We start from the raw sequence: 12,960 nt of genomic DNA, 5'->3' as shown, positions 1-12,960 counted from the left end.
ATCGCATGACGCGTGGGGCTCCCACCTGAAGGTGGGAGCCCCACGCTCTGCGTGCGATGAGTTCGCAGAGTTTCGCCGGAAGGTGCGCAAGGCTTGAGAGCCTCCCGTCAAAGGAAAACCCTAGGCCATTGACTTTGGCGTCAGCCAGATGGCACCCAATGGAGGAATACGCAGCTGAGCTGATGCTGGTCGGCCATTCCACGGGACTTCCTCGGCAATGACCGAACCGACGTTGACCACTCCGGATCCGCCGAAGGTCTCTGCATCCGTATTGAGGATTTCCACCCACTCGCCCCCGAAGGGAAGACCCACGCGGTAGCCCTCGTGCGGGGTTCCCGCGAAGTTTGATACGCAGACGACGACCTGTTGTTCTCCGTTGTCATTCACGCCCTTGCGGAGGTAAGAGATGAGGTTATGGTCGCCATCGGAGGCATCAATCCACTCGAAACCCGTGTAGTCGTCGTCCCAGAATGCCGGGCTTGAGGCATAGATACGGTTGAGTTCTGCAACAAGGCGCTGAACACCGGCGTGCAGATTGTCGTCGGCGAGCCACCAGTCCAGGGAATATGACTCATTCCATTCCTGCCACGTTGCCAGCTCCTGTCCCATGAAGACGAGCTGCTTGCCCGGATGTGACCACTGGTAGGCAAAGAGTGAGCGAACACCGGCGAGTTTCTGCCAGTCATCACCGGGCATCTTCGCAGCCAGAGTGCCTTTGCCGTGAACGACTTCATCGTGTGAGAGCGGAAGAATGTAGTTCTCCGAGAATGCGTACACCAATGAGAAAGTCAGTTCGCCGTGGTGCCACCGGCGATTAACGGGATCTTCTTGGAGATATCGAAGGGTGTCATTCATCCACCCCATATTCCATTTCATACCGAATCCAAGACCGCCGCCGCTGGTTGGTGCGGTGACACCCGGCCACGCCGTTGATTCTTCGGCGATCATGACGATTCCGGGGTGTTGACGATAGGCTGTGGCGTTGGCTTCTTGAAGGAAATCAATGGCTTCAAGGTTTTCACGTCCACCGTATTGGTTTGGACGCCACTGTCCTTCTTGACGCGAATAGTCCAGGTACAGCATGGAGGCAACCGCATCGACGCGCAGACCGTCAATGTGGAAATCTTCAAGCCAATACAGCGCGTTGGCAACAAGGAAGTTCTTGACTTCGCGTCGCCCAAAGTTAAACACATACGTGCCCCAGTCGGGATGCTCACCACGCAAGGGGTCGGGATCTTCATACAGGGGGGTGCCATCGAAACGGGCGAGGGCCCATTCATCCTTCGGGAAGTGCGCGGGAACCCAGTCGAGAATAACGCCGATACCGGCGTTGTGGAACGCGTCGATGAGGTAACGGAAATCGTCAGGAGTGCCAAAACGTGCGGTCGGCGCGTAATACGATGTCACCTGGTAGCCCCACGACCCGCCAAAAGGATGTTCCGCAACCGGCATGAACTCCACGTGCGTGAAGCCCATTTCCTTGACGTAGGGGACCAGCTCATCAGCGAGGCCACGATAGCCCAACCCCTGTTTCCACGAGCCGACGTGGACTTCGTAAATTGACATGGGTTTCGTGTGGGGATTCACCGTTGCCCGCGTGCGCATCCACTCGTCGTCGGTCCACTCGTGGAAGTAGTCGGTCACAACAGAGGCAGTGGCCGGAGGAATCTCGGTGGCACGGGCCAGCGGATCGGCCTTTTGGAACCAGTTTCCTCCCGGTCCCTGAATCTCGAACTTGTAGCGAGCACCAACCTGGACCCCGGGAACGAAAATCTCCCAGACACCGGATGACCCCAGTGACCGCATCGCGGTGCCCGTCCCGTCCCAGTAGTTAAAGTCGCCGATGACGCGGACAGCCCGGGCATTGGGCGCCCACACAGCGAATGCCACACCGCAGACCTCGCCCATTTCCCCGTCATAGTGCTTGACATGGGCTCCCAGCACCTTCCACAGGGCTTCGTGGCGCCCCTCGGAAATGAGATAGGTATCCATTTCCCCCAGGGTCGGGAGGAAACGATACGGGTCATCGAGGGTGGTGATCTGATCCCCGTAGGTCACGCGCACGCGGTAATCCGGGATCTCGTCGACAGGCAAAACAGCAACCCAGATGCCATTGTGCTCGTGGACTGCGGGATAGGCGTGCGACGACGTGACGACCTCGACGGCGTCCGCCAGGTGGTGAACGGTCCGGATCGTTACGCCGCTGTCACCGTGGTGTGCACCAAGCACCGCATGGGGCATGTAGTAGGTGCCCGCAGCGACCGAAGCGAGAATATCGAGATCAACATGAATAGGGGAGAAGTCACGTTCCATGTACTAATGTTCTCATGAACACGGACACTTTGTGAGCCGTGGCTCACAAAATGATCGCTTTGGAAGAAAACTCAGAGACTAGATTGAGAATCTTTGACTTATCGCGCATAGATGCTAGCGCTCAAGACCTGCGAACTCCCGCAACGCCCCCAGCGGAATCCGCAACCATCCCGGTCGGAACCGATGCTCATACACCGTTTCATATGCGGCTTTTTCAACCATGAGCGCCTCAATGAGCAGACGCTCACCCTCAGACAAGTGCCCGCCAGCAACATACCCCTCGATAAACGCCTCCCTCGCGGCGCGCTCCCACTCAACGGAACGCTCGTGGACAAGCCGAGACTGCACACCCACCGCAGAAACAACGGGAATTTCCGCGGTGTCGTGAGGATCATGGAGATTCGCATGCTCGTCAACGCCCACCTGAGCTGCGGCGTAGGAGAAAGAACGAAGCATTCCGGCAACGTCGCGCGCAGCGAAATCGGGGCGTCGACGCTCATCGAGAGGACGCATCGGCTCACCCTCGAAGTCCAAAACATGCCAGCTGTCTCCATGCAGGGTCTGACCTAAATGAAGATCTCCGTGGATACGAATCAACTGGGGAAGCTCATCAAAGCTCGCGAGCTTGTCCAAACGGGCATTGAGTCCTGCGACGATGTCCGGCGTAATCTCTGCAACCTCCGCCGCCGCAGCTGCGATCCCGATCTTCACGCGACGAGCGATCTCAGCTCCCGAAGCAGAGGGGTGTGCCCCGAATTCCTCCGCCAACGCCCGGTGCATGGAGGCGATGACTTCGCCGAGCGAATACGCCGGTTCCCGTGGGTCAGCATCAGCGGCCGCAAGCGACGTGAAGAACTCAAATCCGTCGTCAACATCGGTGACGAAAGGAGAGAGGATGACTTCGAGAGCAGAATCGGCATGTCCGGGAATCGTTGCCAAAGAATAGGCCTGCGGCGCTGACACATGCGACCAACCAGCACGCCCCAGAGCAAGCGTTACTTCAAGTTCCGGGTGGATTCCCGGCTGGAGCACTCGGTAGAACTTGATGAGCCGGGGACCTGAATCCGTGGGCACAAGCACTGAAGAATTCGATTGTTCCCCCGTGAGCATCCGTGCATTCGCAGCCGCCACACACAGACTGGAGTACACCTCGTTGGGCATCGTTGCCTGGGAGCGAGCCCGCATCGCCCACGCGCGGATCGTCGCAGGATGCTGAGGCCCATCAACAACCCACTGGTCCTCAATGTGAGCAATCACCGCGGTTTCGCTGTCTGGACGCTGCCCAGTAACAACGAGGGGAACGAAAAGCAGCGCTTCACCCGCACCCAGGACAACCGAAAAGACGCGTGTGCGTGGGGAAGGTGCGTGCTCGTCCTCGTCAGGAAGAGGCCATTGGGACACATCGACCAGAGAAATCGGTGTGTCGTCCTCGCCGGGAAACCACCGACGCTGACGCACCCAGTGACACAGTGACGGAAAGAGAGCTGACGTGGGGAAAGGGAAAGTCATGCCTGCTCCTTCGGCATCGAAACACTTAACCAGTAGAACGAATGACGTGGAAGGGTGATGTCAACGTATTCGTGTTCGTTGACCGTGGGGAAGGGATGGCCTGTTGCCAGGTCCGTCAGTCCCCAGCCACCCATCCCGGGAAGCTGAATCCTCACTGCACGTGACGAGGACGACAGGTTCGTGACGCAAAGAATCGTTTCAGATTCGTCGCGGCGCAGGAACGCAAGCACTGCGTCGTCATCCGTGGACAGCAAAGACATCGACCCTATACCGAATGCCGGATGCTCGCGCCGCACAGCGAGCATTTTCCTGAGCCAATTGAGCAGGGAATGTTCGCGCTGGCGTGATTGAGAAACATTGATGGCGCGATGGTCCCACCCCGGGGACGACACCATCGGGAGCACAAAATCCGTCGGATCCGCATCAGAAAAGCCGCCGCCGGGACCGGCATCCCACTGCATTGGCGTGCGCACCCCGTAACGGTCAGGAAGGGTGTAGTTGTCACCCATGCCAATTTCATCGCCGTAGTACAGGAACGGCGAACCCGGGAGCGACAACAGCAGCGCGTGGGCGATTTCAACTTCACGCTGGGACCCATGAAGCAAAGGAGCCAGCCGACGACCAATGCCGACGTTGGCGCGCATCTGCGGGTCCGGCGCATACCACCGGTACATGTTGTCCCGTTCCTCATCCGAGACCATCTCCAGGGTGAGTTCATCGTGGTTGCGTAGGAACATTGCCCACTGACCACCCTGAGGCAGCGGCGGCGTTTCAGCAAGGATCGTGCGCAATCCCTGGGAGGATTCCTCGCGCAGCGCCTGGAAAATCCGCGGCATCACAGGGAAATGGAAACACATATGGCATTCGGGTTGGTCATCGGACCCAAAATAGGCAACGACGTCGCGTGGCGGCTGATTAGCTTCAGCGAGCATCACCGTTCCGGGGAATTCCGTGTCGATCACCTCGCGCAGGGTCGCGATGAAGTGGTGCGTTGCCGGGAGGCTTTCGCCGTTCGTTCCTTCTTCCTCAAAAAGATACGGGATGGCATCGAGTCGGAAACCGTCAACACCGGTGGAACACCAGAAGCGGACAACATCAATGACTGCGCGGCGTACCGCGGGGTTCTCATAGTTGAGATCTGGTTGATGAGAGAAGAAACGATGCCAGTAGAACTGCCTGCGCACAGGATCCCACGCCCAGTTCGATTCCTCGGTGTCGGTGAAGATCACACGGACATCGGGGTATCCGGTGGGTGTGTCGCGCCAGACGTAGAAGTCACCGAATGGGCCCGCGGGGTCCTCGCGTGATGACTGGAACCACGGGTGCTGGTCGGAGGTGTGGTTGAGCACCATATCCACGAGGACGCGGATGCCTCGCACGTGCGCCTCGCGGACAAAGCGAGTGAAATCCTCAAGAGTTCCATACGCTGGGTTAACGCTCATGTAGTCTGCGACGTCGTAGCCGTCGTCTTTTCCCGGTGAGGGGTAGAACGGTGGAACCCAGAGGCAGTCGACCCCCAACCACGACAGGTAGTCAAGGGTTGACATCAGACCGGGGAAATCTCCGATACCGTCGCCGTTGGAGTCCTTGAAAGACTGGACCATAACCTCGTAGAAGACAGCGCGCCGATACCAGTGCGTATCCTCAGTCAGTGGCGGCAGTGATGAGGCGCCGAGGACGGGCTGACGATGGTCCGGTGGGTAGGGGTGGCTCATCGGCATCCCTACGCCTGACGCTGACGAGGACGTGAAAGAGCCCAGGAGTTTTCAGGTGTTTGCACGGCCATGACGTGTCCCAATCTGGTCACGGGGGACAGTGAGACGTAGTTGTCATGGGACCAGGTGTATGTGGAGCCATCCAATTCATCAACCACGGTGAAACGGCCTGAGCGGTTCTCGATGCCCAGGTCGGACAGGTCAAGGTGGATGGAACCGTCAACCCCGTGATGCGGATTGAGGGAAATCACGCAGATCACTGTGTCCGGCTGTCCCGTGGCGGTAAAACGACCGGGAATCTGCCGGGAGAAGCACACGAGTTCGGGGTGACTTGTTGGGTGGATGCGAATCTGGTGCAGCTGACGCAGTGCGGGATGTTTCGCTCGGGCGCGATTGAGCAGCGTCAGCAGCTGGGAGATTCCCAGTGGCTCAGCATCCTCCCAGCGCCTGGGTCGGAACTCATATTTTTCGTTGTCGTTGTGTTCCTCGAACCCGGGGCGTTGAACATTTTCAACGAACTCGTAGCCGGAGTAAATTCCCCAGTTCGGGCAGCCAAGAGCCGCGAGCATTGCGCGGATCGCGAAGATCGCGGTTCCCCCCGTTGTCATCTGAGGGGTGAGAATGTCGTGCGTTGTTGGCCAGAATGTTGGGCGCATCATGTGCGCGGTCTGCGTGGACACCTCCGTCAGGTAGTCGCAGATCTCCTCTTTGCCAGTGCGCCATGCGAAGTATGTGTACGACTGGTCGAAACCAACGGAACCCAGGGTGCGCATCATCGCGGGCCGAGTGAAGGCTTCGGCGAGGAAAATGACCTCGGGGTGGATGCGTTTAATATCAGCGATGATTTCCTGCCAGAAAGGCACGGGCTTCGTATGCGGGTTGTCGACGCGGAAAATCGTCACGCCGTGACGGATCCACGTGAGGAAGACGTCGCGGATCGCCCGGTAAATTCCCTTGGGGTCATTGTCGAAATTCAGGGGGTAGATGTCCTGATACTTCTTCGGGGGGTTTTCTGCGTAGGCAATCGAACCGTCGGCTCGCATCGTGAACCATTCGGGATGTTCTGTGACCCACGGGTGGTCGGGGGAACATTGAAGAGCGATGTCGAGGGCGACTTCCATGTCGAGTTCGCGGGCGCGGGCAACGAACGCGTCGAAATCGTCGAAATCTCCCAGGTCGGGGTGGATCGCGTCGTGACCGCCGAGGTCGGAACCAATGCCGTAGGGAGAACCGGGGTCTCCGGGCTGGGCTTCAAGGGTGTTGTTTCGGCCTTTACGATGCGTTGTTCCGATGGGATGAATAGGGGTGAGATAGACGACGTTGAATCCCATGTCTGCAATACGGTCGAGGTCGTCGGCGGCGTGACGCAGCGTGCCCGATACCCACGTTCCATCCGGCTTTTGGAAAGCACCGGCAGAACGAGGGAAGAGTTCGTACCACGATCCTGTAAGAGCGCGCTCACGGCTTACGTCAAGCGGGTAGCGGCGAGTGTGTCCGAGGAGATCGCGCAGGGGGTGATCGCGGAAAATCGCGCGAACTTCAGAGGACACTCCAGCGGAGAGGCGCTGCTGGGCTGAACGCTGAGTGTTGCGCATCGCTGCGGCTGCGTCACGAAGAACCGCTGCATCTTGCGCGTCGGCTGGCTTCTGAGTCGGGTTGTTCAGGGCGTGCCCGGCGATTGCGCGTTCAAGGAGCCGTGCCCCCTCTTCAAGCATGAGTTCAACGTCGATTCCGGCGTCGATCTTCACCGTTGCATCGTGCTGCCACGTGGCGTAGGGGTTTGACCAGGTTTCCACGCAAAAGCTCCACGCGCCGGGCCGGTTGGCAACAACCCATGCCTCGTAGCGGTCAAGGCCCGGAGCAATGTCACTCATGAGCGTGCGTGAATACTCACGACCTTCCGGATCAATGAGGACGGCCTCGGCGCAGCAGGAGTCATGCCCTTCGCGGAAAACGGTCGCACGAATCGGGAAAGGTTCGTTCTCCGTCGCTTTCGCGGCCAGGGTTGCGTCCTCGATGACGGGGAAAAGTTCGATGGCGGGAATACGGGGAATCAGGCTCTCAGTCACATATTTACCCTACCCGGCAAACGTCGCAGTTGCTGGGGAGTTGGCACCCAATGCGGACAATTACGCATTCACCCCGAAGATGTGACCAACAAGGAAGGTCAGGGCCATCGCTGCGCTTCCACCGGTGAGGAGTCGCAGGACGGCTCGGCCTCGCGGAGAATCTCCCAGCCACGCCGAGACGTACCCGGTGAGGGCAAGAGCAACGAGGACGGACACGAACGTTGCAACGATCCGCAGCGACGGCGGGAAAAGTAACATCGTGAGAAGGGGGAGGAGAGCTCCGCAAATAAAAGCGATGAGCGAGGAGAAAGCCGCTGCCCACGGGCTTGTGAGGTCTTCGGGGTCAATGTTGTGCTCCGCTGTCAGGTGAGCTCCGACCGCGTCCTTTTCCGTCAATTCGCGGGCAACCTGGGCAGCGACCTTAGGGCTGAGCCCTTTCGATGTCCACATGCGTGCGAGGCGCCGTTCTTGACCCGCGGGATCAGCCTCAATGGCACGACGCTGGAGGCGGATGAGCTGTTCCTCTGAATCGCGTTGAGTGGACACGGAGACGTATTCACCGACAGCCATTGACAGCGAAGCGGAAACAATTCCGGCGATTCCCGCGATCGCAATGGCTCCCGTGTTCTCGGGGTTGACGGCGGCCACACCAACGAGGAGACCCGAAATGGAGACAATACCGTCGTTTGCTCCAAGGACACCGGCGCGCAGCCAGTTGAGTTTCCCACTGATCGAGGATGAACGAGGACGAGCCTCGTCAACGGAGGGAACCGCTTCGGTGATCACACATGTCATAAGGGCACTTTATCGTTGAAATCGCGCCGTTTCCACGAAGGATAAGCGCTGCTGATATCGCTGTGGATACCCTTAGACAACAGATCTTTGGATGCCCTGGTCTCCTAGTAGTTCATCTGCATCGCCTGGCGAACTTCGGCGAGTGTGGCGTTCGCCTGCTCGTTCGCCCGATCGTTGCCAGCACGTAGGACGGACAGCAGGTAATCCTCGTGTGCAATGAGTTCCGCGCGGCGCTCACGCATCGGCGCGAGCATGGCGTTGAGGGCATCTGTGACGTACATCTTCAGTGCGCCGGCGCCTTTGTCACCGATCTGCTCGGCAATGACATGAGGATCCTCACCGGATGCCAGGGAAGCGAGCATGAGGAGGTTGGACACCTCGGGACGATTGAGCGGATCGTAAGAAATATGACGTTCCGCATCGGTCTTGGCTTTCTTGAGGATCTTCGCGGTTTCGTCAGCACTCATGCCCAGTTCGATGGTGTTGCCACGCGACTTCGACATCTTCGTGCCGTCCGTGCCCAGCAGGAGGGGAACTTCGGAGAGCAGAGCTTCGGGACGTGGGAACACGGGGCGTGATGCGTCTGCACGGCCGTAGCGCTTGTCAAAACGTTGAGCAATGAGGCGGGCCTGTTCGAGGTGGGGGAGCTGATCTTGCCCAACGGGAACGAGGTTCGCTTTACAAAAGAGAATATCTGCGGCCTGGTGTACGGGGTAGGTCAGCATGAGACCGCTCATCGCGCGGCCATTCGTTGCTTCCAGCTCGGACTTGACCGTGGGGTTGCGGTGCAGCTCAGATTCGGTGACGAGGGAGAGGAAAGGAAGCAGGAGCTGGTTGAGAGCCGGGATCGCTGAGTGATTGAAAATCGTTGAACGTTCAGGGTCGATGCCCGCAGCAATATAGTCGGCAACGAGGTTGATGACGCGCTCGCGGATCGGTCCAACGCCGTCGCGGTCAGTGATCACCTGATAGTCAGCAACGAGGACCCAGGTGTCGACTCCGCGGTTCTGGAGGAGAACGCGATTACGCAGGGTGCCGAAGTAGTGTCCCAAATGGAGATGCCCCGTGGGGCGGTCACCCGTGAGGATGCGAAAACGGCTGGGATCTTCGGTGATTGCGATGTCAATCTGGGCGGAGCGTTCCTTAGAACGCGCCAAGGATGCCTCAGATGTCGAGTGTGCAAGGGCCTCTTCACTGCTGCTAGTCATGGGGTTGATCTTAGCGCGCTCACGGCAATAGGCCAGGCGCGTATCTTCGGTTGACCTCGGTGGTGGTCGTTACGCCGGGTCGGAGAAGAAGATGAGGACCGACTGGAGATCAACGAGTGGGGTGGCCCCTGGTTCGTAGAGAACTCCGCAGTCGGCAAGTGTTCGTGGGTCATGGCCCGGCAATCCGATGTTGCCTTCTAAGGGCGAGGACCATGCGGAATGGAAAACGAGGCGCCACGGATGTCCGTGGCCCTGTGCCAGGGACACCTTCGTTGGTTCAAGAGTCGCATTGAAAACGACAAGGAGATCTTGGTCGTCGAAAGGATGTCCGGAGCGCAGCATCTGGAAAACACGTGATTCGGGATTTGCCCAGTTTTCGGGGCACAGCGGCTCACCCGAACGAGAAAACCACGCGAGATCGACAATGGTGTCCTCGCCTGCGGGATGGCCGGTGGCGAATCGCCAGGGGTGGAGGACCGGGTGGTGAGTGCGCAAAGAAATGAGCCAGCGGATCAGGCTGATCTGGTCTTCCTGATCTTCTGTGAGGTTCCAGTCGAGCCACGAGATCGGACTGTCTTGGCAGTAGGCGTTGTTGTTTCCATATTGGGTGCGGGAAAACTCGTCGCCCGCGGTGATCATTGGGGTGCCAGCGGAGATCAGCATCGAGGCCAGCAGGTTACGTTGGGTGCGTCTGCGGATTCGCGTGAGTTCCAGAGCCGAAGCGTGGGAGAGGACAGCTGTGTCGGTGTTCCACGTGTTGTCGGGGGACATCGCAAGCAACCCCTCGACCCCGTGATTCCAGGACCGGTTGTCGTCGGATCCGTCGCGGTTACCTTCGAGGTTGGCACGGTTGTGCTTGACGTTGTAGGTCGTTAGATCAGCGAGCGTGAACCCGTCGTGCGCGGTAATGAAGTTGATGGATGCGCGGGGTCCGCGCAGGATTCTCGCGCCGTTTCCAAAAACGTCACGAGAACCCGCGAGACGTGTTGCTAATTCCCGAGGTCCGGGGGCGTAGCCCGATTCTGTGAGTGAACGAAACTCAGTGAGCCAGAAGTTGCGAAGCGCTCCTCGATAGTGGTCGTTCCATTCGGAGAAAGGAGCGGGGAAATTACCGGTTTGCCATCCGCCGGGGCCGATGTCCCACGGTTCGGCAATGAGTTTCGCTCCGGAAATCACCGGGTCGGTTGTCATGGACACAAGAAGGGGGTGGAGCGGAGTGTAACCCGAAGCAAAGCGCCCAAGTGTTGCTGCAAGATCGAAACGGAACCCGTCGATCCCCATGTCGCTAATCCAATAGCGCAAGGAATCGAGGATCATCGCGATGGTGTAGGGCTGATCAACATTGACCGTGTTTCCCGTACCGGTGACGTCAATCATCTGCGTGGGGCGTGACGGGGTGTGACGGTAATACAGGTCAGAGTCCATGCCTCGCCACGACAGAGAAGGGCCCGCGTCGCCACTTTCACAGGTGTGGTTGTACACGACGTCGAGGATGACTTCGATTCCGGCCTCGTGAAGGATCGACACCATTCCGCGGAACTCATCGACAACGGCCTGGGCCCCTCGCATCCTCGCTGCCCTGGTGGCGTAGGAAGGTTCCGGGGCGAAGAAACCGAGAGTTGAGTACCCCCAATAGTTCGTCAGTCCGCGTTCCGAGAGGAACATTTCATCGCATTTGGCATGGACGGGAAGAAGCTCAACCGCCGTGATCCCCAGGTTCTTCAGGTAGGACACGCTGGCCGGGTGTGCGAGCCCCGCATAGGTTCCTCGCAGCTCACAGGGAACGTCCGGCATATTCTGAGTGAACCCCTTGACGTGGAGTTCGTAGATCACCGTTTGATCCCACGGGATTTCCGGTTTGGGTGAGACGGGGAATGAATTGACGGTCACCACCGAAGCGGGCACATGTCCCAGCGAATCAAGGTTAGAACGTTCCAAGGGGTACGAGGTCGGGTACAGCTCCTCATCAACGCGGTGAGCAAAAACGTGGGGAACGGTTTCAACGATTCCGTCGATCCCTCGGGCGTAGGGATCAATGAGGAACTTGTTCGGATTGAAGAACTTTCCACCGTCAGGATCCCACGGTCCGTCAACACGGAAACCGTAACGGGTTCCCGGGCCGAAACCCTCGACACGTCCTGACCAGACGCCCAGCACAGGACCGTTGAGCGCATAGCGACGTTCACTCAGCCCCTCGTCGTCAAGGATGCAGAAGTAGACGGCTGTCGCGTTCGTGGACACAACCGCAACGTCAAGTCCTCCGTTGTTTACATGGATGCCAAGCGGCATGGTGGGGCGAGGAGCAGGGGATGCTTGGTAGAAGGGGAAAGATGATGGTGAGGCTGTCACGCCGGGCATGAGGCGACTCCTGAATTTCTGGGTCCTACCAAGACTTCATTCACAGTAGAGCACCAGCATAGTCGACGTCATGAAACACCGAAGACGAGTACGTGTGTCCATCTCTCATGCGCGCCGAATCAGACCTCAATCACTGTGGGAAGAATAATGATGAGCAATCTCCGCGTGGCTGAGGACGCAACCTGTGGCACGCTTAAGACATGAGAATTGTCGTGTGTGTGAAACACGTCCCCGACGTTCAGTCGGAGCGGCGTTTCGAAGAAGGACGCCTGGTGCGCGGCGAGGACGATGTGCTCAACGAACTTGATGAAAATGCCATCGAAGCAGCCGTCAGCCTCGTTGAAGACAACGGCGGTGAAGTTATTGCTCTGACAATGGGTCCCGAGGACGCTGAAGACGCCCTGATGCGTGCACTCCAGATGGGAGCAGACAGAGGCGTCCTCGTCACCGATGATGCCCTCCAAGGAGCGGACGTCGCCACCACTGCTTCAACGCTTGGCGCTGCCATTGAAAAAATCGCACAGGAATCACCTATCGACCTCGTCCTGACCGGAATGGCCTCACTGGACTCCATGACGTCCATGCTGCCAGCCGCCCTCGCAACACGCCTCAAACTGCCTCTGCTTGGGCTCGCCCACACGCTGCTTGTCGACACGCAAGAATCAACGGTGACAATCACTCGCGAGGCCGATGGATTTACCGACCAGCTACGGACCGCGCTTCCCGCAGTCGTCTCCGTTACCGACCAGGTCAACGAGCCACGCTACCCGGCTTTCGCCGCAATGAAAGCCGCACGATCAAAACCACGAGACCAGTGGAACATCGACGACCTCGCCGATACGCGCAACGGAGCCGGACTCGCCGAGCGAACACCAACGACCAGCGTCGTTGACACCGCCGAAGTCGTCAGAGACGGCAACGGAACAATCATCCCCGATTCCGGTGACGCCGGCGCACAGCTGGCCGCATATATTCGTCAAGTGGTGAAGTAAC

The 12,960-nt window shown here is 58.7% G+C and carries 8 protein-coding genes; 1 reads left to right on the top strand and 7 read right to left on the bottom strand.

Translation table 11 applies throughout. The features are described 5' to 3' along the window. Window positions 1–120 precede the first annotated feature (120 nt). From glgB to glgX, 7 genes are all read right to left on the bottom strand, one after another. A complete protein-coding gene (glgB, locus tag G7Y41_RS05765) occupies window positions 121–2,313 on the bottom strand; it encodes a 1,4-alpha-glucan branching protein GlgB (protein WP_165215496.1) in 2,193 nt (730 codons plus the stop codon). A 114-nt stretch (window positions 2,314–2,427) separates the two neighbouring features. Further along, window positions 2,428–3,822 carry a maltokinase N-terminal cap-like domain-containing protein gene (locus G7Y41_RS05760; protein ID WP_165315962.1) on the bottom strand — a complete coding sequence of 465 codons (1,395 nt, stop codon included), beginning with the start codon at window positions 3,820–3,822 and terminating at the stop codon, window positions 2,428–2,430. After that, window positions 3,819–5,537 (bottom strand): maltose alpha-D-glucosyltransferase, encoded by a 1,719-nt coding sequence (treS, locus tag G7Y41_RS05755; RefSeq protein ID WP_165315963.1) that lies wholly within the window; start codon window positions 5,535–5,537, stop codon window positions 3,819–3,821. The genes G7Y41_RS05760 and treS overlap by 4 nt, the downstream gene beginning before the upstream one ends. 8 nt (window positions 5,538–5,545) lie before the next feature. Beyond that, the gene (locus G7Y41_RS05750) at window positions 5,546–7,606 is read right to left on the bottom strand and encodes an alpha-1,4-glucan--maltose-1-phosphate maltosyltransferase (protein ID WP_165215483.1); all 2,061 of its coding nucleotides are present in this window, start codon (window positions 7,604–7,606) and stop codon (window positions 5,546–5,548) included. Between the two features lie 60 nt (window positions 7,607–7,666). Further along, entirely contained in the window at window positions 7,667–8,401 is a 735-nt protein-coding gene (locus G7Y41_RS05745; RefSeq protein ID WP_165315964.1) for a VIT1/CCC1 transporter family protein, read from the bottom strand. 104 nt (window positions 8,402–8,505) lie between these two features. Continuing rightward, the gene (gene trpS / locus G7Y41_RS05740; protein ID WP_165215473.1) at window positions 8,506–9,609 is read right to left on the bottom strand and encodes a tryptophan--tRNA ligase; all 1,104 of its coding nucleotides are present in this window, start codon (window positions 9,607–9,609) and stop codon (window positions 8,506–8,508) included. Window positions 9,610–9,678: 69 nt separating this feature from the next. Beyond that, complete coding sequence (gene glgX, locus G7Y41_RS05735) at window positions 9,679–11,967, bottom strand: glycogen debranching protein GlgX (RefSeq protein WP_165315965.1); 2,289 nt, start codon at window positions 11,965–11,967, stop codon at window positions 9,679–9,681. A 200-nt stretch (window positions 11,968–12,167) separates the two neighbouring features. Between glgX and G7Y41_RS05730 the strand changes: the two genes are divergently transcribed. Continuing rightward, entirely contained in the window at window positions 12,168–12,959 is a 792-nt protein-coding gene (locus G7Y41_RS05730; RefSeq protein WP_165315966.1) for an electron transfer flavoprotein subunit beta/FixA family protein, read from the top strand. The last annotated feature ends 1 nt before the right edge of the window (window position 12,960 follow it).

Origin of the sequence: Schaalia sp. ZJ405, assembly GCF_011038885.2 — a bacterium.
Classification (GTDB): domain Bacteria; phylum Actinomycetota; class Actinomycetes; order Actinomycetales; family Actinomycetaceae; genus Pauljensenia.
The sequence above is the reverse complement of the archived record's forward strand: the minus strand, read 5'-3'. Positions and strand labels throughout refer to the sequence as shown.

Coding starts and splice junctions, on each gene's coding strand:
- treS (WP_165315963.1), bottom strand. CDS start 5,537: ATGAGCCACCCCTACCCACCGGACCATCGTCAGCCCGTCCTCGGCGCC.
- glgB (WP_165215496.1), bottom strand. CDS start 2,313: ATGGAACGTGACTTCTCCCCTATTCATGTTGATCTCGATATTCTCGCT.
- G7Y41_RS05745 (WP_165315964.1), bottom strand. CDS start 8,401: ATGACATGTGTGATCACCGAAGCGGTTCCCTCCGTTGACGAGGCTCGT.
- trpS (WP_165215473.1), bottom strand. CDS start 9,609: ATGACTAGCAGCAGTGAAGAGGCCCTTGCACACTCGACATCTGAGGCA.
- G7Y41_RS05730 (WP_165315966.1), top strand. CDS start 12,168: ATGAGAATTGTCGTGTGTGTGAAACACGTCCCCGACGTTCAGTCGGAG.
- G7Y41_RS05760 (WP_165315962.1), bottom strand. CDS start 3,822: ATGACTTTCCCTTTCCCCACGTCAGCTCTCTTTCCGTCACTGTGTCAC.
- glgX (WP_165315965.1), bottom strand. CDS start 11,967: ATGCCCGGCGTGACAGCCTCACCATCATCTTTCCCCTTCTACCAAGCA.